The sequence below is a fragment of the Pseudomonas sp. Colony2 genome (assembly GCF_019382755.1).
Lineage (GTDB): Bacteria > Pseudomonadota > Gammaproteobacteria > Pseudomonadales > Pseudomonadaceae > Aquipseudomonas.
The window spans coordinates 3250814-3271698 of record NZ_CP080030.1 but is presented as its reverse complement, the minus strand read 5'-3'; the positions used below and the strand labels follow the sequence as shown (position 1 = coordinate 3271698).

Annotated in this window: 17 protein-coding genes; all 17 read left to right on the top strand. The window is 63.6% G+C overall.

Annotation, left to right across the window (positions count from 1 at the left end):
• The first annotated feature begins 97 nt into the window (after window positions 1-97).
• Window positions 98-2092: a methyl-accepting chemotaxis protein gene (locus tag JV201_RS13170; protein WP_102368896.1), complete on the top strand. Its 1995-nt coding sequence runs from the start codon at window positions 98-100 to the stop codon at window positions 2090-2092.
• Between the two features lie 81 nt (window positions 2093-2173).
• Entirely contained in the window at window positions 2174-2629 is a 456-nt protein-coding gene (locus tag JV201_RS13165) for an SRPBCC family protein (protein ID WP_003207553.1), read from the top strand.
• A gap of 154 nt (window positions 2630-2783) precedes the next feature.
• A complete protein-coding gene (locus JV201_RS13160; RefSeq protein WP_003207550.1) occupies window positions 2784-3230 on the top strand; it encodes a DUF411 domain-containing protein in 447 nt (148 codons plus the stop codon).
• 3 nt (window positions 3231-3233) lie between these two features.
• Window positions 3234-3665: a YqaA family protein gene (locus JV201_RS13155; protein ID WP_003207548.1), complete on the top strand. Its 432-nt coding sequence runs from the start codon at window positions 3234-3236 to the stop codon at window positions 3663-3665.
• Between the two features lie 55 nt (window positions 3666-3720).
• Window positions 3721-4734: an alpha/beta fold hydrolase gene (locus tag JV201_RS13150; RefSeq protein ID WP_087692370.1), complete on the top strand. Its 1014-nt coding sequence runs from the start codon at window positions 3721-3723 to the stop codon at window positions 4732-4734.
• Window positions 4735-4761: 27 nt separating this feature from the next.
• A complete protein-coding gene (locus JV201_RS13145; protein ID WP_219407045.1) occupies window positions 4762-5715 on the top strand; it encodes a D-2-hydroxyacid dehydrogenase family protein in 954 nt (317 codons plus the stop codon).
• Between the two features lie 439 nt (window positions 5716-6154).
• Window positions 6155-7714: a glycogen synthase GlgA gene (glgA, locus tag JV201_RS13140; RefSeq protein WP_087692372.1), complete on the top strand. Its 1560-nt coding sequence runs from the start codon at window positions 6155-6157 to the stop codon at window positions 7712-7714.
• Between the two features lie 17 nt (window positions 7715-7731).
• Window positions 7732-9483 (top strand): malto-oligosyltrehalose trehalohydrolase, encoded by a 1752-nt coding sequence (gene treZ / locus JV201_RS13135; protein WP_219407044.1) that lies wholly within the window; start codon window positions 7732-7734, stop codon window positions 9481-9483.
• A complete protein-coding gene (malQ, locus tag JV201_RS13130; protein WP_219407043.1) occupies window positions 9480-11564 on the top strand; it encodes a 4-alpha-glucanotransferase in 2085 nt (694 codons plus the stop codon). The genes treZ and malQ overlap by 4 nt, the downstream gene beginning before the upstream one ends.
• On the top strand, window positions 11561-14317 hold the full coding sequence (locus tag JV201_RS13125; protein WP_219407042.1) for a malto-oligosyltrehalose synthase: 2757 nt from the start codon (window positions 11561-11563) through the stop codon (window positions 14315-14317). Before malQ ends, JV201_RS13125 begins: the two co-directional genes overlap by 4 nt.
• Before the next feature lie 23 nt (window positions 14318-14340).
• On the top strand, window positions 14341-14607 hold the full coding sequence (locus JV201_RS13120; protein WP_003207537.1) for a DUF2934 domain-containing protein: 267 nt from the start codon (window positions 14341-14343) through the stop codon (window positions 14605-14607).
• Between the two features lie 123 nt (window positions 14608-14730).
• A complete protein-coding gene (gene glgX, locus JV201_RS13115) occupies window positions 14731-16890 on the top strand; it encodes a glycogen debranching protein GlgX (protein ID WP_003207536.1) in 2160 nt (719 codons plus the stop codon).
• Between the two features lies 1 nt (window position 16891).
• Window positions 16892-17890, top strand: a complete 999-nt coding sequence (locus JV201_RS13110) for an acyl-CoA dehydrogenase family protein (protein WP_219407041.1) — start codon at window positions 16892-16894, stop codon at window positions 17888-17890.
• Window positions 17887-18645, top strand: a complete 759-nt coding sequence (locus JV201_RS13105; protein WP_177028191.1) for a PIG-L deacetylase family protein — start codon at window positions 17887-17889, stop codon at window positions 18643-18645. The genes JV201_RS13110 and JV201_RS13105 overlap by 4 nt, the downstream gene beginning before the upstream one ends.
• On the top strand, window positions 18642-19241 hold the full coding sequence (locus JV201_RS13100; protein WP_219407040.1) for an SAM-dependent methyltransferase: 600 nt from the start codon (window positions 18642-18644) through the stop codon (window positions 19239-19241). Before JV201_RS13105 ends, JV201_RS13100 begins: the two co-directional genes overlap by 4 nt.
• Complete coding sequence (locus JV201_RS13095; RefSeq protein WP_003207526.1) at window positions 19238-19897, top strand: glycosyltransferase family 2 protein; 660 nt, start codon at window positions 19238-19240, stop codon at window positions 19895-19897. The genes JV201_RS13100 and JV201_RS13095 overlap by 4 nt, the downstream gene beginning before the upstream one ends.
• Window positions 19898-20084: 187 nt before the next feature.
• Complete coding sequence (locus JV201_RS13090) at window positions 20085-20846, top strand: PIG-L deacetylase family protein (RefSeq protein WP_003207524.1); 762 nt, start codon at window positions 20085-20087, stop codon at window positions 20844-20846.
• Window positions 20847-20885 lie beyond the last annotated feature (39 nt).

The following is a 20885-nucleotide window of genomic DNA, read 5'->3' as shown; positions in this document are numbered from 1 at the left end:
CACGATAGTGCCTCAAGCTCGCCCGTCCCAAGCCGATAGCCCTTCGAAGCTCTAACAAAGCCGCGTCGCACAATAAACGCTTCGTAAGGACGACCCCATGCCCTCATTGCGCTCTATCCAAGCCCGCTACACCCTGTTCCTGGTGCTGTTCGTCCTGTTGTTATTCGTCTTGACGGTGGTGGGCATCGGACAGTTGGTGGCCCCCAAGCTGCGCCACACCGAAGAACAGGTGGCCCTCAATCGCATTGCCGAAGTGGCCGAGCAGATCCAGGGCGAACTGAACAAGGTTCAGGCCCAGCAACGCAGCATCACCCAAACCATCCCGCTGCTGGACAGCGACGCCATCGACAAGGTGCTGCCAGGCCTGGTGGACCAGTACGGCGAATTGAAAGTGTTTGGCGGCGGCATCTGGCCCCTGCCCAACCAACGCACCCCGGGACGCAACAAGCACAGCACCTTCTGGCACCGCGATGCCTCGGGCAAGCTGGCGGTGAACACCTTCTGGAACAGCGACGCGGCCCCCAACTACTACGACCAGAGCTGGTACAAGGGCGGCCTCGCTTCGCCCCGCGGCCAGTGCGCCTGGGCGGCGGCCTACAAGGATGACGCCAGCCAGGAGCCACGCACCAACTGCGCGATGGCGATCCAGCGTGACGGCGCAGCCTATGGCGTCGCCACCATCGACGTGACCCTGGGCTTCTTCAACGACCTGGTGGCCAGCAAGGAAAAAGACCTCGGCGGGCAAATGCTGATCGTCGAAGGCGACGGCAAGATCATCAGCAACAGTACGCGCATCAGCGGCCCCGTGGTGTTGAAGAACATCAGCGAATTGGTCGGCACCTCGGCCTTTGCCGCCCAGGTCAGCGCCGGCCTGGCTCATCGTGATCAAACCCTGCAACGCAGCGAGTTCGACAACCAGGGCGTGGCCAGCACGTTCTTCATGCGCCCGATCGAAGGCACCCCGTGGTTCCTCGCCACTGCGCTGCCGACCTCGCTGATCACCGCCCAACGTGATGACGTACTGGGCACGTTGGCGATGCTGCAAATCCCGATGATCCTGCTGTTGGTGCTGTTGGCGGTGTACGCCATCCGTCAGCTGGTGCACCGGATGACCGCGCTGAAGACCAATATCGACGCACTGTCCAACGGCGATGCCGACCTGACCCGGCGCATCACCATCCGCGCCGAGGATGAACTGGGGGCGATTGGCCATTCGGTGAACCGCTTTATCGTCTACCTGCAAAACATGATCGGAGAAGTGACCCTGGCCACCGGCGCCATGTCGTCGAGCCTGGCGCAATTGCAGCAGACGTCGGCCCAGACCAACCAGATCCTGGTGCGCCATGCCTCGGAAACCGACCAGACCGTCACGGCCATCACCGAGATGAGTTCCACCGCCGACACCGTGGCCGAGAACGCTGCCGAAACTGCTGCGTTCACCCAGCGCGCCAATGAGCACGCCGACCGTTCGCGGGTGGTGGTCGGCGAAGCTTCCCGCAGCGTCAGCGCGTTGATCGGCGAGGTCTCCAGCGCCACCCACACCGTGGAAAACATGCGCCAGGATGCCGCCCGCATCACCGAAACCCTCGGCGTGATCGGCGCCATCGCCGGCCAGACCAACCTGCTGGCACTCAACGCGGCCATCGAAGCCGCCCGGGCCGGCGAACAAGGCCGGGGTTTTGCGGTGGTGGCCGACGAAGTCCGCGCCCTCGCCGCCCGCACCCAGGCCAGCACCTCGCAGATCAATGAGATGCTGGCGCGCCTGACCACGGGCGTGAGTTCCTCGGTGACGGCCATGGAAGCCACCCAGGCCAGCTGCCAGTCTGCGGCTGACGCCACGGCCCGGGTGAACACGGGATTGGACGAGATGGCCGGCTCCGTCAGCCATATCAACAACCTCAGCACCCAGATCGCCACCGCCGCCGAACAGCAAAGCGCAGTGACCGAGGAAATCAACCGCAGCATGGTGCACATCCGCCACATGGTCGAAGAGCTGGTGCAAAGCGGCCACGCCACGGAGCACAACACCCAGAGCCTGCTGGATGCCAATGGCCGGGTTATTGCATTGATGGGTCGCTTCAAGGTGCGTTGAAAAAATAGCCTGAAAGCTCCCGTGCAATGCGCGGGAGCCGGACTATTCTGACAGTTCGCTCCGCCACACAGGAGGTGTGTCATGCACGCAGTTGAGCACCCGATCCGTCTGGAGCGGATCAGTCAGGAACGCTATATACAAGCCTCTATCGACGATGTTTACGACTACGTTACCCAACCGGATCGCTGGCATGAATGGCATCCGACATCCCTGGGCGCCGACACCGGTATCGCCGGCTCATTGCCTGCCGGTCATCGTTTCACTGAAACCATCGACCTGCTGGGTGTGCGGGTTCCCATGAGCTATCGCGTGCAGATTGCGCAGCGACCGCGGGAGTTCAAGACCGCGTTCACCTCATTGGCGGTCGATGGCTGTATTCATTATCTGCTGCAAGTACAGGGCAACGGCACGCTGTTCAAGCGCATCCTCACCTATGAAACCGAACTGCAACTGACCACCCTGCATGAGCGCATGATCGCACTGTCCAACCAGGCCCTTGATCAGCTCAAGCAGCGCCTGGAATCCCCGCCAGCCTGACAAAACCGTCATATCCCTCTCAGTTTTCCGACAGCACCAGGCGGTTATTCTGGTGCTGTCGGTTTTTCGTAAAACCTCGTAACAATCCCGGGAAACCCTTTTCCAAAAAGCAGGGAGAATGCCCCGCTGTTGCCCTTTATCCGATGAGATGACGATGAAAACCACCCTGCGACTGGCCGCACTGTCGGCCCTGCTCATGAGCACCCTGGCCCAGGCTGCCGAGCTGATCCCGATTGACGTGCACCGTGATGCCAACTGCGGTTGCTGCAAAAAGTGGATTGCCCACCTGGAGAGCAACGGGTTCAAGGTCAACGACCATGTGGAAAGCAACATGAGCGAGGTCAAGCAACGCCTGGGCGTGGCGCCGCGCCTGGCGTCTTGCCATACCGGCGTGATCGACGGCAAGTTCGTCGAAGGCCATGTGCCAGCCGACCAGGTCTTGGCCCTGCGCAAGCGCGACGACTTGCTGGGCATTGCAGCACCGGGCATGCCCATGGGCTCGCCAGGCATGGAGATGGACGGCAGCAGCGATGCCTATCAGGTCATCGGCCTGACTCGCGATGGCAAAGACGTGGTAGTGGCTGACTATCCGGCACGCTGATTGATGCTTGCCGGTTACCTGGGACTTTTTTTCGCCGCCTTCGGTGCAGCCACGCTGTTGCCGATGCAATCGGAGGCGGTGCTGGTAGGGCTGATGATCAGCGGGCATTACAGCGTGTGGCTGCTGCTCGGGGTTGCAACGGCCGGCAACGTATTGGGCTCGGTGGTGAACTGGCTGCTGGGCCGCTCGGTCGAGCGCTTCAAGGATCGACGCTGGTTTCCGGTCAGCCCCAGGCACCTGGAAAACGCCCGTACTCACTACCAGCGCTGGGGCCATTGGTCGTTGCTGCTCAGTTGGGTGCCGATCATTGGTGACCCGCTGACCCTGGTGGCCGGGGTCATGCGCGAACCGTTCTGGCGGTTCCTGGTGCTGGTGACCCTGGCCAAAGGGGCGCGCTACGGGGTACTGGCCATGCTCACCCTGCACTGGATTTAATCTCCCGTTAATCCCCTCGCCACAGCATCCGGGCACTGTTCCCGGAGCTCTAACCATGTCCAAGATCCGCTCTCTGTGCGTCGCCAGCCTGTTGCTCGGCAGCGCCCTGCCCGCCTTCGCCGCCGAAGAAGGTCCGACCTACGGCCCCGAGCTGCAAGGCTTCCAATACCCGTACCCGGTAGAGCACTTCACCTTCCAGTCCCAGGGCAAATCCCTGCAGATGGGCTACATGGACGTGCCGGCCAAGGGCAAGGCCAACGGGCGCAGCATCGTGCTGATGCACGGCAAGAACTTCTGCGGCGCCACCTGGGATGAATCGATCAAGGCCCTGAGCGACGCCGGCTACCGGGTGATCGCTCCCGACCAGATCGGTTTCTGCACCTCCAGCAAGCCGGACAACTACCAGTACAGCTTCCAGCAACTGGCGATCAACACCCATCAACTCCTGGAAAAACTTGGTATTCAGAAGGCTACCCTGCTCGGCCATTCCACCGGCGGCATGCTTGCCACACGCTACGCCCTGCTCTATCCGCAGCAAACCGAACAACTTGCACTGGTAAACCCTATTGGCCTGGAAGACTGGAAGGCCATCGGCGTGCCCTACCGCAGCGTTGACCAATGGTACGAGCGCGAGTTGAAACTGACCGCCGAAGGCATCCGCAAATACGAGCTCGACACCTACTACGTCGGCCGCTGGAAGCCTGAATACGACCGCTGGGTCGATATGCTCGCCGGCATGAACAAAGGCCCCGGCCACACCCAGGTGGCGTGGAACTCGGCGCTGATTTACGACATGATCTTCACCCAGCCGGTGTACTACGAGTTCAAGGACCTGCAGATGCCCACCCTGCTGCTGATCGGCACTTCCGACAACACCGCCATTGGCAAAGACCTGGCGCCACCGGCGGTCAAGGCGAAGCTCGGCAACTACGCGGTGCTGGGCAAGCAAGTGGCCAAGTTGATTCCCCACGCTACCCTGGTGGAGTTCCCGGGCCTGGGCCATGCACCGCAAATGGAAGAGCCGGCACAGTTTCACAAGGCACTGTTGCAAGGGCTGAACGCCCTTTAATCCAACCTTTTTTCGAGGCATGCGTGAATGTCGGTACAGATCGCAGTGATTGATGATTGGCAGAATGTGGCCAGTGGCGTGGTGGACTGGTCAGTCCTGGCGTCGGTCGGCCAGGTGCACTTCCTCCACGATTACCCGGCGGACACCGCCACGCTGATCGAACGCTTGCAGGGCTTCGAGGTGATCTGCGTGATGCGCGAACGCACCACCTTCGACCAGGCTCTGTTGCAAGGCTTGCCCAGGCTCAAGTTGCTGGTGACCGGCGGCATGCGCAACGCCGCCATCGACATTCCTGCGGCCAAGGCCCTGGGTATCCAGGTAGGCGGCACTGACAGTTACAAGCACGCGGCCCCGGAACTGACCTGGGCACTGATCATGGCGTCCACCCGCAACCTGCTGGCCGAAGCCAATTCCCTGCGCGCCGGGGGTTGGCAAGTGGGCCTGGGCGGCGATTTGTACGGCAAGACCCTGGGGATTCTCGGGCTGGGCAGCATTGGCCAGAAGGTCGCCAAATTTGGCCAGGCCTTCGGCATGCGCGTGATTGCCTGGAGCGAAAACCTTACCCCAGAGCGCGCTACCGAAAGCGGCGTGACCTGGGTCAGCAAGCGCGAGTTGTTCGAACAGGCCGATGTGCTGTCGATTCACCTGGTACTCAGCGACCGCAGCCGCGGGCTGGTGGACGCCGAAGCGTTGGGCTGGATGAAGCCTACAGCGCATCTGGTGAACACGGCACGCGGGCCGATTGTCGATGAGGCCGCCTTGATTGACGCCCTGGCCAATGGCCGGCTGGCGGGCGCGGCACTGGACGTGTACGCCCAGGAGCCGCTGCCAGCCGGGCATCCATTCCGCCAGTTGCCCAACGTATTGGCCACCCCTCATGTGGGGTACGTCAGCGAGCAGAACTACCGCCAGTTCTACCAGCAGATGATCGAAGACATCCAAGCCTGGGCCAAAGGAGTGCCCCTTCGCGCACTAAGCTAGTGCACACATTTCACCTCCCACTCCCCCCCGTAGCAGCTGTCGAGCMYCAGCGAGGCTGCGTCGGGCGCACTGCCGATCCTGAACCGGAGCGCGCTCGACAGCTGCTACCGGGCTCATGAAAAAAATTTGTCCTACAAAAATACCCCACAGACCCCACAGGCTCTGGGATCTGTCCTAGACTCATGACCGATGGGTCCGATCCAAAACAAAAACCCCGCAAAAAATCGAAACTTTCCAACTCTGCCACAGGTCAGGTTTAAGGTAAGGCGAGTGCTGACGGTTCATACCGAACGCCCGTCCATCCACTCTATTTAAGACTCCAGCACAACTGGCATAAGGCTTGCCAGTCTGTGTAGCGCTTGTGCGCCTGGCCGCAGGACGCGGTCAACCTTCGCTGATTGCCATATGCCATCAGCCGACCAGAACTCGGGAGAGAACTATGATCAGTGCCGCTGTAGATACTCAGGGAGAGCGTTTTAGTCAGCCGGTTGGCGGGCCGACCTCATTGGCCGACCTTCCCAACACGGTGCGGCCGGTCCCACGTGTGAATCCCAATCGCAAAAAAGTGCTGTTTGTCACTTCCGAACTGGCCGACCTGGTGAAAACCGGCGGCCTGGGCGACGTTTCCGCCGCACTGCCCCGCGCCATGGCGCACCTGCACGATGTGCGCGTGCTGATCCCCGGCTACCCGCAGGTGCTGGACAGCGACAACCCGATTCATATCATCGGTGAGCTGGGGGGCCACGCCGCGCTGCCACCGTGCAAGATCGGGCGCATGGACCTCAAGGACGGCCTGGTTATCTACGTGCTGATCTGCCCCGAGCTTTACGAGCGCGAAGGCACGCCCTACGGCGCCAACAACGGCCGCGACTGGCCCGACAACCATATCCGCTTCGCCCGCCTGGGCCTGGCCGCCGCCGATATTGCCGCCAACCTGGCGCAGATCCACTGGTGCCCGGACCTGGTGCACGCCCATGACTGGCCAGCAGGCCTGGCGCCAGCCTATATGCACTGGCGTGGGTCACGCACTCCAACGCTGTTCACCATTCATAACCTCGCCTACCAGGGCGTGGTCAGCCTGGCCTCGTGCCCGGAACTGGGGATTCCCGAACACGCCTTGCAGCAAGAAGGCATGGAGTTTTACGGCAAGCTGTCATTCCTCAAGGCCGGCATGGCGTATTCCAGCCATATCACCACGGTCAGCGCCACCTACGCCCAGGAAATCACCACCCCCGAATTTGGCTGCGGTCTGGATGGCTTTCTCGCCAGCAAGACCCAGCAAGGCTTGCTCAGCGGCATTCCCAACGGCATTGATGAAAGCTGGGAGTCGTCCACCGACCCGCACCTGACCCACCCTTTCAACATTGGTGACTGGGAAGGCAAGGCACAGAACGCCGCCCATGTGCGCAACCTGTTTGGCTTGCACGACTCCACCGGCCCGCTGTTCGCCGTGGTATCGCGCCTGGTCTACCAGAAAGGCCTGGACCTGACCGAGGCGGTCGCCAGTTTCATCGTCGAAAATGGCGGCCAGATCGCGATCATCGGCCGTGGTGAGCCGGAAGAAGAACAAGCCATGCGTGCCCTGGCCCTGCGCTTTCCCGGCCAGATCGGCGTGCGCATCGGCTTCAACGAGACCGACGCGCGCCGCATGTTCGCCGGCAGCGACTTCCTGCTGATGCCGTCCCGTTATGAACCGTGCGGCCTGAGCCAGATGTATGCCCAGCGCTTCGGCTCGTTGCCGGTTGCACGCAACACCGGCGGCCTGGCCGACACCATCGAGGATGGCGTCACCGGTTTCCTGTTCAACGAATCCACTGTCGAAAGCTACGAAGCGGCCCTGAGCCGCGCATTCAAGGTCTTCGCCTTCCCAGGCTTGCTCAACGCCATGCGTTGCCGGGCTATGGCCGCACCGTTCAACTGGTGCCAGGCAGTGGAACCCTATGCCGAACTTTATGAGCAACTGGTAGCGAAAGCGCTGGGAAGATCGGGGAAACAGTAAAAAAGAGGTCTTCATAGATGCCGTCACGGACTCTGGAAACCTGGCCCCACGGCGCGATCATGCTGGATGCGGAACACACCCGCTTCGCGTTATGGGCGCCAGACGCGTTTTATGTCAGCGTTGAATTTGAGGAAGGAAAATCGGTAGCGATGCTGCCCCAGGCCGATGGCTGGTTTGTGGTGCAGCTGCAATGCCCGCCGGGCACCCGCTACCGCTACAACATCGATGGCGAACAGGACGTTCCCGACCCGGCTTCCCGGGCACAGGCCACGGACGTTCACGGCTTCAGCGTGGTGGTCGACCCCCTGGCCTATCAGTGGCGCCAAAGCCACTGGCAAGGCCGGCCGTGGCACGAAGCGGTGATCTACGAGATACACGTGGGCGTACTGGGGGGCTACGCCGAGGTCGAGAAACAACTGCCGCGCCTCGCCGAACTGGGGGTCACCGCCATTGAGCTGATGCCCATCGCGCAATTCCCCGGCGAACGTAACTGGGGTTACGACGGTGTCCTGCCCTACGCTCCCCAATCCTCCTACGGTTCGCCCGAGCAGCTCAAACAGCTGATCGACAGTGCGCACCACTATGGCCTCGCGGTAATCCTCGATGTGGTCTACAACCACTTCGGCCCCGACGGCAACTACCTCGGCACCTACGCCAAGGGTTTCTTTCGCGAAGACGTGCACACGCCCTGGGGCGCGGGCATCGACTTTGATCGCCGGGAGGTCCGGGATTTCTTCATCGACAACGCCCTGATGTGGCTGCTGGAATACCGCTTCGACGGCCTGCGCCTGGACGCCGTGCACGCCATCAACGATCCCGAATTTCTGCAGGAGCTGGCGCAAAAAGTACGCCAGCAAGTCGACACGGGGCGGCATGTGTGGCTGGTGCTGGAAAACGAATTCAACCAGGCCAGCCTGCTGGAAAGCGGTTTCGACGCCCAGTGGAACGATGACGGCCACAACGCCCTGCACGTGCTGCTCACCGGCGAAACCGACGCCTACTACAGCGATTTCGCCCAGGACCCCACGGGAAAACTGGCGCGCTGCCTGAGCGAAGGATTTATCTACCAGGGCCACACCACGCGCCACGGCCACACGCGCGGCGAGCCCAGCGGGCACCTGCCGCCCAGCGCCTTTGTGCTGTTCCTGCAGAACCACGACCAGATCGGCAACCGCGCCCTGGGCGAACGCCTGCATCAACTGTGTTCGCCCCAGGCCCTGAGCGCCGCGACGACCTTGCTGCTGATGTCGCCGATGATCCCGCTGATGTTCATGGGCGATGAAGTCAACACCGAGGAGCCGTTCCTGTTCTTCACCGACCATCACGGCGAACTGGCCGAGGCGGTACGTGAAGGCCGGCGCAATGAGTTTGCCGACTTCGCCGCGTTCAGCGACCCCGAACGCCGCGAACGCATTCCCGACCCCAACTCCCTGCAAACCTTCCGCCGCTCGGCACCCGCCCTCGCCGACTGCGGCGACTCGCAGCTCTACCGGCACCTGTTGAGCCTGCGCCACCAACATATCGTGCCGCACCTGCCCGGCAGCATGGCCCTGGGTGCGCACGTGCTGGCGGAGGGCGCGGTCACGGCGCGCTGGCGCCTGGGCAATGGCAGCCTGTTGCAGATCGACCTCAACCTGAGCGCCGATTCTCTGAACTACCCGGCTGCCGAGCACCTCCTATTTGTGACGCAGGCCAGCGGGGCTGAACAATTGGCTCCCCTCAGCGCCCGCGTCAGCCTCACCCATTCCCCTGTTGGAGAGCACCCTTGAGCGACGCGCAATTGGAAATACTCGCCAGCCGAGCGGGCCTGGCCGTCGATTGGATCGACGCGAATGGCCGCCCGCAACATGTAAAGCCCGACGCCCTGCGCGCCGTGCTCAAAGGCCTGGGCCACCCGGCCGACAGCGACGCCGAGATCGAAGCCAGCCTGCTGGACCTCGAACGCGTGCAACAAGACAAGCACCTGCCGCCCCTGATGACCGTCGACAGCGGCGCCGGCCTGGACCTGGCGCGCTACTTCGCCCCCGGTACGCCGTGCCAGATTCACCTCGAAGACTCCAGCGTGCTGGACCTGAGCCTGGACGAGAACGCGGTGTTGCCCGGCTCGATTCCGGTCGGCTACCAACAAGTGCATATTGCCGACCAGCATTTCACCCTGGCCGTGGCACCGACGCATTGCTACACCGTCGCAGAAGCGGTCGACACCCAGACCGCCCGCGCCTGGGGCCTGAGCGCCCAGCTGTATTCCCTGCGCCGCAGCGGCGACGGCGGCTTTGGCGATACCCAGGCCCTGGAACAACTGGCCCGCGCCGCCGCCGAACGCGGCGCCGACGCCCTGGCCATCAGCCCGATGCACGCGATGTTCAGCGCCGACACCGAGCGCTTCAGCCCCTATTCCCCGTCCAGCCGCCTGTTCCTCAACAGTTTGTACGCGTCCCCCGGCTGCATCCTCGGCGAACGTGCGGTGCAAACCGCCATCGAAGCCAGCGGGCTGGCCGACGAATTGAATGACCTTGAGCAACAAAGCCTGATCGACTGGCCGGCCGCGGCCAAAGCCAAGCAGCGCCTGTTGCGCACCCTGTATGACGACTTCCGCCAGGGCGACCACCCGCAACTTGCCGACTTCCTGAGCTTCCGCCAGGCTGGCGGTGAAGCCCTGGAAAACCACTGCCGCTTCGAAGCCGTACAAGCCGAACGCGCGGCCAACGGCGAGAGCCTCGACTGGCGCCACTGGCCAGAGGACTGGCACAGCCCGCAAAGCCCGGCCCTGGTGCAGTTTGCCGAAGCCAATCGGGACGAAATCGGCTTTTACGCCTTCAGCCAATGGCTGATTGCCCGGTGCCTGGAACGCGCGCAACAAGCGGCGCGCGGCAGCGGCATGGGTGTCGGCCTGATCGCCGACCTCGCAGTGGGCGCCGACGGCGGCGGCAGCCAGGCCTGGAGCCGCCAGGATGAACTGTTGGCGGAACTGACCGTGGGTGCGCCACCTGACATCCTCAACCGTGCCGGCCAGGGCTGGGGTATCTCCGCGTTTTCCCCCGAAGGCCTCAAGCGCAACGGCTTTCGCGCGTTTATCGAAATGCTGCGGGCCAACTTCGCCCACGCCGGCGGCTTGCGCATCGACCATGTGATGGGCCTGCAACGCCTGTGGGTGATCCCGATGGACGCCTCGCCACGGGACGGCGCCTACCTGTATTACCCGGTGGACGACCTGCTGCGGCTGTTGGCCCTGGAGTCGAGCCGCCACCAGGCGATCGTCCTCGGTGAAGACCTCGGCACCGTACCCGACGGCCTGCGGGAAAAACTCATCGCGCGCTCGATCCTTGGGATGCGCGTGCTGCTGTTCGAACAAGACCACGGCGGCCAGTTCAAGCCGATCCTCGATTGGCCGGACAACGCGCTGGCCACCACCAGCACCCACGACCTGCCGACCCTCAACGGTTGGTGGCACAGCCGCGATATCGACTGGAATATCCAGCTGGGCCTGATCGATGCACCCACCGTCGAGCAATGGAGCGAACACCGCCTGCGGGAACGCCAGGCACTGCGCCAGGCCTTGAGCCAGGACCCGCAGAACTTCATCGACGAAGTGCGCAACGAAACCGACCACGTCATCGACGCCAGCGTGCGCTACCTGGGCCACACCCGTGCACCCTTGGTATTGCTGCCGCTGGAGGACGCCCTGGGGGTCGAGGAACAATCCAACCTGCCCGGCACCACCGACACCCACCCGAACTGGCGCCGCCGCCTGCCGGGCGATGCCGCCACCCTGCTCGATGACGACAATGCCGCCCGCCGCCTTGAGCTGCTGGCCGTGGCGCGCATCCAGGCCCAAGAGCGTGACCGATGAAAGCATTGACGCTTCGGGCTACCCAGCGCCTGCAATTTCATAAGGGCTTCACCCTCGACGACGCCGTGCCGCTGGTGCCGTACTTCGCCGAACTGGGCATCAGCCACCTCTACGCCTCGCCATTGCTGAGCGCCCGCGCCGGTTCGATGCACGGCTATGACGTGGTCGATCCCACCTCCGTCAATCCCGAGCTGGGCGGCGAACCGGCGCTGCGGCGATTGGTTGCGGCGTTGCGCGAACATGACATGGGGCTGATCCTCGATATCGTGTCCAACCACATGGCCGTCGGCGGTGCCGATAATCTGTGGTGGCTGGACTTGCTGGAATGGGGTCGACTGAGTCCCTACAGCGAATTCTTCGACATTCAATGGCACTCGCCAGACCCGCTGCTCAAGGGCCAACTGCTGATGCCGTTCCTTGGCAGCGACTACGGCGAAGCCCTGCAGTCGGGCGCCCTGCCGCTGCGCTTCGACCCGCAGCACGGCAGCTTCTACGTCGAGCATTACGAACATCGTTTTCCGATCTGCCCGCGGGAATATGGCGAGCTGGTGCCCGTCAAGTCACTGGCCGATCGCTTCAGCAGCCTGGCCTACCAGCCGGACGCCTATCCCCAGGCCGCCGCGCTGAAACAGGAACTGATCGAGGCCGCCCGCGACCCCGAAACCCTGACGGCCATCGAAGCGAACCTCGACCTCTACGACGCCCGCCAGCCCGAAGGTTTCGCCCGCCTGCACCACCTGCTGGAACAACAAAGCTATCGCCTGGCCAGCTGGCGCACGGCGGCGGACGATATCAACTGGCGGCGGTTCTTCGACGTCAACGAGCTGGGCGGCCTGCGGGTTGAACGCAGCGCGGTGTTCGAAGCGACCCACGGCAAGATCTTCCAGCTGATCAGCGAAGGCCTGATCGACGGCCTGCGCATCGACCACATCGACGGCCTCGCCGACCCGCGCGGTTACTGCCGCAAGCTGCGCCGCCGGGTGGACTCGCTGGCGAGTGGGCGGCACTTGCCGATCTTCGTCGAGAAGATCCTCGGCGAAGGCGAAACCTTGCGTGAAGACTGGCGCGTGGACGGCACCACCGGCTACGAATTCATGAACCAGCTGTCATTGCTGCAACATGACCCGAAGGGCTTCGAACCCCTGGCCGAGTTATGGACCCGCCACACCGAGCGCCCGTCTTCATTTATCGAAGAAGCCTGGCTGGCCCGGCAGCAGATCCTCAACGGTTCCCTGGCCGGGGATTTTGAAAGTGTGGCCCAGGCCCTGCTGCAAGTGGCTCGGGACGATGTGATGAGCCGCGACCTGACCCTGGGTGCAATTCGCCGCGCGTTGCAGGAACTGATCGTGCATTTCCCGGTGTACCGCACCTACATCAGTGCCCGGGGCCGCAGCGAACTGGATGACGTGTTTTTCCTGCAAGCCCTGGCCGGTGCCCGCAGCACCTTGAGCGAAGGCGACTGGCCGGTGCTCGACTACCTGGAAAAATGGCTCGGCGGCCAACCCTGGCGCGACCGCCCCCTGGGCCGCAAACGCAAGATGCTCAAGCACGCCTGCGTACGCTTCCAGCAACTGACCTCGCCGGCGGCGGCCAAGGCCGTGGAAGACACTGCGTTCTACCGCTCGGGTGTGTTGTTGTCGCGCAATGACGTGGGTTTCAGCACCGAACAATTCAGCGCCCCGCTGGAAGACTTCCACGCGGTCAACCAGCAACGACTGCGCACCTTCCCCGACAACCTGCTGGCCACCGCCACCCACGACCACAAGCGCGGCGAAGATACCCGTGCGCGCCTGGCCGTGCTCAGCGAGGCCGCCGACTGGTATGCCGAGCAGGTGGAGCAATGGCGCCCCCTCGCCGCCCGCCTGCGCAGCGATGCCAACACGCCGTCCGCGGGTGACGAACTGATCCTCTATCAGGTGCTGCTGGGCAGTTGGCCGCTGGACCTGCACCGCGACGATACCGAGGGCCTGGCGGACTATCACCAGCGCCTGTGGCAGTGGCAGCAAAAAGCCCTGCGTGAAGCCAAGCTCAACAGCAGCTGGAGCGCACCCAACGAGTTGTACGAGCAAGGTGTCGAAGCGTTCCTTTCACGGCTGCTGCTGGAGGACGCCGGCAAGACCCTGCGCGATGCCATCGGCGAGGCCGCCCAGGCCATCGCCCCGGCCGGCGCGCTCAACGGGCTGGCGCAATCCTTGCTTCGCCTCACCGTGCCGGGCGTGCCGGACCTGTACCAGGGCGATGAGTTCTGGGACTTCACATTGGTGGACCCTGACAACCGCCGCCCGGTGGACTACCCCGCACGGCAACAGGGGCTGCACACGCCGCCGGACATCGGCGAGCTGATGTTCAACTGGCATGACGGGCGTATAAAACAGGCGTTGATCAGCCAGGTCCTGGGGTTGCGCAAGGCGCATCCGCAACTGTTTCGCCAGGGCACGTACGAGCCTCTGGAAGTGGTGGGCGAACACGCCGAGCGGGTGGTCGCTTTCTACCGCGAATACCAGGGCAAACAGCTGCTGGTGGTGGTGCCACGCTGGCCTCACCGGCTGCTTGAAAACGGTGTGTATCCCCTGATCAACGCGCAGATTTGGGGCGATACCCGGGTCCGATTACCGTTCGCCGCTCCAACCCAAAATTGGAAGGGACTTTTCCGAACAGGCGCAGTCACACCAAACAAGGAGCTCATGATCAGCGCTGCCCTGGGGGATTTCCCGGTCAATGTCTTTATCAATCCTGATGATCAAGAAAGCTGAAATTTTCTGTGAGGAGCATTGCGATGAGTACTGAAGACAAACGCATCCGCGAACTGGCGCATCAGATCTGGGAATCTGAAGGTAAACCCCATGGCGAGGACGCACGACACTGGGAAATGGCGCGCAAACTGGCGGAAGCCGAAGCGCTGACGCCATCCAAGGCACCGAAGGCCGCCGCCAAGGCCAAGCCAAAAGCCAAGCCCGCAGCGGCAGCGCCCAAACCGGCAGCCAAGCCAAGCGCAGTGCCGGCGGCGAAGAAGCCTGCTGCGAAGAAGCCCAAGGCACCCTGACCCAAAGATCCTCCTGCAGGTGCGCCCGCACCGCAGGAGGCTATCCAACTACCGATATCTACCCGGCATCACGCCGGAATGGCCCCGTTCGGCCCGGAAAAACCCTTTTGCAGGAGCATCTCAATGAGCAAACCCAACAAGCCCAACTCGACGCCGGAAAACGAGCCGTCGCGGATTCGTGAAGGTTTGCCCTTCCCTCTCGGCGCGACCTGGGACGGTCTGGGGGTCAACTTTGCGCTGTTCTCGGCCAACGCCACCAAAGTCGAACTGTGCATCTTCGACGACAGCGGCGAAGTCGAGCTGGAGCGCATCGAACTGCCGGAATACACCGACGAGACCTTCCACGGCTACCTGCCCGACGCCCACCCCGGGCTGATCTACGGCTACCGCGTGTACGGTCCCTATGACCCGGCCAACGGTCATCGCTTCAATCACAACAAATTGCTGATCGACCCCTACGCCAAACAGCTGGTGGGCGAGCTCAAATGGTCCGAGGCCCTGTTTGGCTACACCATCGGTCATCCGGACGCCGACCTCAGTTTCGACGAGCGCGACAGCGCGCCCTTCGTGCCCAAGTGCAAAGTCATCGACCCGGCCCACACCTGGGGCAACGACCAGCCAGTGCGCACGCCGTGGGATCGCACGATCATTTATGAAACCCACCTGCGCGGCATCACCATGCGCCACCCTTCGGTGCCTGAGGAAGTGCGCGGCACCTGCGCCGGGCTGATGGTCGACGATGTGCTCAAGCACATTCGCCAGTTGGGTGTGTCATCGGTCGAGTTGCTGCCGGTGCACGCCTTCGTCAACGACCAGCACCTGCTGCAAAAAGGCATGACCAACTACTGGGGCTACAACAGCATCGCCTTCTTCGCCCCGGACCCGCGCTACCTGGCCAGCGGTAAGATCGCCGAGTTCAAGGAAATGGTCGCGCACCTGCACGAAGCCAAGCTGGAAGTGATCCTGGACGTGGTCTACAACCACACCGCCGAAGGCAACGAACAAGGCCCGACGCTGTCCATGCGCGGCATCGACAACGCCTCGTACTACCGCCTGATGCCCGATGACAAGCGCTTCTACATCAACGATTCCGGCACCGGCAACACCCTCGACCTGAGCCACCCGTGCGTGCTGCAAATGGTCACCGACTCGTTGCGCTACTGGGCGACCGAGATGCATGTCGACGGCTTCCGCTTCGACCTGGCAACCATCCTTGGCCGCTACCGCGACGGTTTCGACGAGCGCCACAGCTTCCTCGTGGCCTGCCGCCAGGACCCGGTGCTGCGCCAGGTGAAAATGATTGCCGAGCCTTGGGACTGTGGACCCGGCGGCTATCAGGTCGGCGGTTTCCCGCCGGGCTGGGTGGAATGGAACGACCGTTTCCGCGACACCGTGCGCTCGTTCTGGAAAGGTGACGACGGCCAACTGGCCGACTTTGCCGGACGCATGACCGCCTCGGGCGAGATGTTCAACCAGCGCGGCCGCCGGCCGTACAGCTCGGTGAACTTCATCACCGCCCACGACGGTTTCACCCTGCACGACCTGGTGTCTTACAACGACAAACACAACGAAGCCAACGACGAGAACAACCAGGACGGCAGCAACAACAACCTGTCGTGGAACCACGGTGTCGAAGGCCCTACCGACGACCCGGAAATCAACGCGCTGCGCCTGCGCCAGATGCGCAATTTCTTCGCCACCCTGCTGCTGGCCCAGGGCACGCCAATGCTGGTAGCCGGTGACGAGTTCGCCCGGACCCAGCACGGCAACAACAACGCCTACTGCCAGGACAGCGAGATCGGCTGGATCAATTGGGAACTGGATGAAGACGGCAAGGCCCTGCTCAAGTTCGTCAAGCGCCTGATCAAGTTGCGCCTGGCGTACCCGATCCTGCGTCGCGGGCGCTTCCTGGTGGGCGACTACAACGAAGATATCGGGGTCAAGGACGTCACCTGGCTCGCGCCGAGCGGCGATGAAATGACCATCGAGCAATGGCAGGACAGCCATGGCCGTTGCCTGGGCATGCTGATGGATGGCCGCGCCCAGGAAACCGGGATTCGCCGCCCGGGGGCCGATGCCACATTGTTGCTGGTGGTCAATGCCCACCACGACATGGTCAATTTCCGCCTGCCACCGGTGCCGGATGGCGGCTTCTGGACCTGCATGCTCGACACCAACCAGCCGGCAGTGCGTGGCCAGGAACGCTTCGATTTCGATCACGAATACGCGGTCACCGGGCGTTCGCTGCTGCTGTTTGAGCTGCAGCATGAGGACGAGGTGTGACATGGCCTTGCATGAGTTTCTTCGCGGCTACCGGGATTACCCGGACACCCAGGCCCTTGGCGCTGCGCTGAGGGCATTGGTGGAGGAAGGCCTGGACCAGTTGCCCTTGCCGGGCAGCGGGCAAACGTTGGAACGCTTCAGCCTGCTGGCGCAAGTCGCCGGCCATGACCTGCGGTTGTGCAAGTTGTTTGAAGGCCACACAGACGCCCTGGCGATCATCGCTGAACTCGACAGCCCCTTGCCGCCGGTTGGCAGCACGTGGGGCATGTGGGCGGCCGAGCCACCCACCGCCAAGGTGCGGATCCGGCGTGACGGCCAACGTGTGCGGCTGGAGGGCCGCAAGGCCTGGTGCTCGGGCGCGGCGGTGGTCAGCCACGGCTTGCTCACGGCGTGGGATGAAGAGGATCGCCAGCAACTGGTTGCAGTGCAAATGCACCAGCCCGGCGTAACCGTCACCGATGAGGGCTGGGCCGCCGTGGGCATGGCCGCTACGGGCAGTGTTGAAGTGCTTTTCCAGGACGCCGTTGGCCTGGCCATCGGCAAGCCTGGGGACTATTTGGCGCGCCCCGGCTTCTGGCAAGGCGGCATCGGCATCGCCGCCTGCTGGTACGGCGCGGCACAACGCCTGGCGGAGGCCTTGCGCGAGCAGTGCGCAAAACGCCCGGAGCCCCACGCCCTGGCGCACCTTGGCAGCGTCGACAGTGCCTTGCACAGCGCGGCCTGTGTGCTGCGCGACAGCGCCACCCATATCGACCGGCAGCCCAAGGCAGATGCCCGGCTGTTGGCACAACAGGCACGGGCCTGTATCGAAGAAACCGTCGACCAGGTGATTCACCATGTCGGCCGAGCACTGGGCGCCGGGCCGTATTGCAAGGACCCGCATTTTGCCCAGTTGATGGCCGACTTGCCGGTGTACCTGCGGCAAAGTCATGCCGAGCGCGACCTGGCCGCCCTTGGTCAACAAGTCGCCGATGAGCGCCCAGGGAGATGGGAACTATGAAGATCAATCCAATCGTCGGCCAGGGCACGCCCTTGCATGTGTGGCAAAGCTCGTCGCGACTGGCCGAGCTGCCTTGCGTAGACATTGCCGAACTGGTGCCTGAAGGCAGCCGCGCCGTGATCATCGCGCCACATCCGGATGACGAAGTCCTGGGCTGCGGCGGCCTGCTGCAAGGCCTTGCCGCGCTGGATCGCCCTATCCTGCTGATCTCCGTCACCGACGGCAGCGCCAGTCATCCCGGCTCGCGCCGCTGGCCGGTGGAACGCCTGAGCGTGGTGCGGCCGCAAGAGTCGGCGCAGGCCCTGCACCGGCTGGGATTGCCGTTGCACAGCCTGAAATGGTTGCGGGCCGGGTTCAGCGACAGCCAGGTCGCCGCAGGTGAAGAAGACCTGAGCCGCTTTATCGAGCGTTACCTCAAGCCCGGCGACGTGGTCTTCACCACCTGGCGCGAAGACGGCCATTGCGACCACGAGGCTGTGGGCCGTGCCAGTGCCAAGGCGACCCGGGCGGTGGGCGCAACCTTGCTGGAGTTGCCCGTTTGGACCTGGCATTGGGCAACCCCGGAAGACAGCCAGGTGCCCTGGGATCGTGCTCGCAAAATCCTCCTGACACCTGAAGCCGTGGCCCGTAAACGGCACGCCATCCATGCCTTCGCCAGCCAGTTGGAAGGCGACCCGCAGATCGGCCTGCCGCCGGTGCTCGCGCCCTATGTGCTGGAGCGCCTGCTGCAACCTTTTGAAGTGGTGTTCGTATGAGTGTCGCCACGCCCTATTTCGACGAGCTGTTTGCCGGCAACGACGACCCTTGGGCCTTTCGGCAACGCTGGTATGAACAGCGCAAGCGGGCCCTGACCCTGGCGCTGCTGACCCGGCCGCGCTATGCCTCGATCTTTGAACCCGGCTGCGCCAACGGCGAGCTGAGCTTCGAGCTGGCCCCGCGCTGTGACCGCCTGCTCTGCTGTGACACGGCGCTAGCGGCGGTCAGCCTGGCACAGGCGCGGCTGCGGGGTTTCAGCCATGCCACCGTGCAGCAGAGCCGCCTGCCGCAGCAATGGCCCAGCGAAACCTTCGAGCTGATCGTGCTCAGCGAGCTTTGCTACTACCTGGACCCGAAGGATTTCGATGGGCTGATCGATCGCGCGCTCGCCTCCCTGACGCCTGACGGACAAATCCTCGCCTGCCACTGGCGCCCGATCATCGAAGGCTGCCCGCAGACCGCCGAACAGGTGCATGTGCGCCTCGGCCAGCGCCTGGGCATGCCACATCTGGCGCAGCATCACGAAAGCGATTTTCTACTGGATTTGTGGAGCCGCGACGGCACCACGGTTGCGACCCTGGAGGGACTGCGATGATCGGCATCCTGATACCCGTGCATAACGAAGAAAAACTGCTGCCCGAATGCCTGAAAGCTGCGATGGTCGCCGCCAGTCATCCGGGCCTGCTGGGTGAAGAGGTGCAGATTCTGACAGTGCTCGACAGCTGCAGCGACCGCAGCGCCATGATCGCCCGCGAATACCAGGTGCACAGCCTGGAAGTGCAGGCGCGAAACGTGGGCCACGTGCGCGGCGTGGGTGCGCGGCACCTGCTCAACAACGGCGCGCGCTGGATTTCCTGCACCGACGCCGACAGCCGCGTCGCTCCCGATTGGCTGGTGGCGCAACTGGCCCTGGGCGTGGATGCGGTGTGCGGCACGGTGACGGTGGACGCCTGGAGCGAGGGCTTCGACCCGGCGGCGCAGATCCGCTATCACCAGGCCTACACCGCCCGGGACGGGCATCGGCATATCCACGGCGCCAACCTGGGCGTCAGTGCCGGCGCCTACGTGCGGGCCGGCGGTTTCGAGCCCCTGCCCTGCCATGAAGACGTGGAGCTGGTGCGCCAGTTGGAGCGCTGCGGGGCTTCCATTGCCTGGAGCCACTCGCCCCAGGTGATTACCAGTGCCCGCCTGGATTGTCGCGCCCAGGGCGGCTTCGGTGATTACCTGAAGAGCCTGATGCAGGCCTCCTGAAAAAATTGCGACACCCGGCGGTGTTAAAGCGGCGATTCATAACTATCATCACTATTCCTTGCACGGCAATCCAGGGTTGGAACGCCGTCGCGCCGCGAGCGTGCAGTACCTGACGCTCGCGTACCACAAGAGCCGTCCCGTCAACGGGGTACGGCCTGCACCACCGATAAACAAGGACGTGACACCCATGAAGCCTGCACTGTTAAGTGACAACCGCCGGGGCCCCGCGCAAATCTGGAACAGCGCCCCGCAACTCGCGCAAATCCCTGCCATCAACCCCGCAACCCTGGTGCCCAAGGGCGCCCGCGTGGTGATCATCGCCCCGCATCCCGGCGACGAAGTGATCGCCTGCGGCGGTCTGCTGCAATTGCTCAGCACCCTTGAATACTCCCTGCAACTGATCTCCATCACCGACGGCAGCGCCAGCCATCCGGGGTCTGCCGTGTGGCCGGCCAAACGCTTGAGCGTGGTGCGCCCCCAGGAAAGTGTCGAAGCCCTGCGCCGCCTGGGCGTGCCCCTGCACAGCCTGAAATGGATCCGCGGCGGTTTCGCCGACAACGCCCTGGCCGCGCGGGAACAGCAAATGAGCCAGTTCATTGCGCGCTACCTGCAACCCGGCGACGTGGTGTTCACCACCTGGCGCAACGACGGCAATGACGACCACGACGCCGTCGGCCGTGCCGCTGCCAAAGCCTGCGCAGTCAAGGGCGTGCGCTTGCACGAACTGCCGATCTGGGCGTGGCACTGGCCGCTTCGGGAAACCGCCGCCATCCCCTGGCAGCGCGCGCGCAAGGTGCGGCTCGACACCTGGAGCGTCGCCCGCAAGCTGCACGCCGCCCACGCCTATGCCAGCCAACTGGCAGGCGACCCGGAAATCGGCCTGGCGCCGATCCTGGCGCAGGTGCTGCTGGAGCGCATGCGCGAGCCCTATGAGATTGTGTTTTTGTAGGCGCACCCACTCGTCTGTACCTGTTACTTTTCACAGTAG

What these genes read in the sequence shown, in the direction of transcription:
- JV201_RS13120 (WP_003207537.1), top strand. Translation starts at nt 14,341, where the DNA reads ATGAGTACTGAAGACAAACGCATCCGCGAACTGGCGCATCAGATCTGG.
- treZ (WP_219407044.1), top strand. Translation starts at nt 7,732, where the DNA reads ATGCCGTCACGGACTCTGGAAACCTGGCCCCACGGCGCGATCATGCTG.
- JV201_RS13110 (WP_219407041.1), top strand. Translation starts at nt 16,892, where the DNA reads ATGGCCTTGCATGAGTTTCTTCGCGGCTACCGGGATTACCCGGACACC.
- JV201_RS13160 (WP_003207550.1), top strand. Translation starts at nt 2,784, where the DNA reads ATGAAAACCACCCTGCGACTGGCCGCACTGTCGGCCCTGCTCATGAGC.
- JV201_RS13090 (WP_003207524.1), top strand. Translation starts at nt 20,085, where the DNA reads ATGAAGCCTGCACTGTTAAGTGACAACCGCCGGGGCCCCGCGCAAATC.
- JV201_RS13165 (WP_003207553.1), top strand. Translation starts at nt 2,174, where the DNA reads ATGCACGCAGTTGAGCACCCGATCCGTCTGGAGCGGATCAGTCAGGAA.
- glgX (WP_003207536.1), top strand. Translation starts at nt 14,731, where the DNA reads ATGAGCAAACCCAACAAGCCCAACTCGACGCCGGAAAACGAGCCGTCG.
- JV201_RS13155 (WP_003207548.1), top strand. Translation starts at nt 3,234, where the DNA reads ATGCTTGCCGGTTACCTGGGACTTTTTTTCGCCGCCTTCGGTGCAGCC.
- JV201_RS13150 (WP_087692370.1), top strand. Translation starts at nt 3,721, where the DNA reads ATGTCCAAGATCCGCTCTCTGTGCGTCGCCAGCCTGTTGCTCGGCAGC.
- JV201_RS13100 (WP_219407040.1), top strand. Translation starts at nt 18,642, where the DNA reads ATGAGTGTCGCCACGCCCTATTTCGACGAGCTGTTTGCCGGCAACGAC.
- JV201_RS13095 (WP_003207526.1), top strand. Translation starts at nt 19,238, where the DNA reads ATGATCGGCATCCTGATACCCGTGCATAACGAAGAAAAACTGCTGCCC.
- JV201_RS13145 (WP_219407045.1), top strand. Translation starts at nt 4,762, where the DNA reads ATGTCGGTACAGATCGCAGTGATTGATGATTGGCAGAATGTGGCCAGT.
- JV201_RS13105 (WP_177028191.1), top strand. Translation starts at nt 17,887, where the DNA reads ATGAAGATCAATCCAATCGTCGGCCAGGGCACGCCCTTGCATGTGTGG.
- JV201_RS13170 (WP_102368896.1), top strand. Translation starts at nt 98, where the DNA reads ATGCCCTCATTGCGCTCTATCCAAGCCCGCTACACCCTGTTCCTGGTG.
- glgA (WP_087692372.1), top strand. Translation starts at nt 6,155, where the DNA reads ATGATCAGTGCCGCTGTAGATACTCAGGGAGAGCGTTTTAGTCAGCCG.
- JV201_RS13125 (WP_219407042.1), top strand. Translation starts at nt 11,561, where the DNA reads ATGAAAGCATTGACGCTTCGGGCTACCCAGCGCCTGCAATTTCATAAG.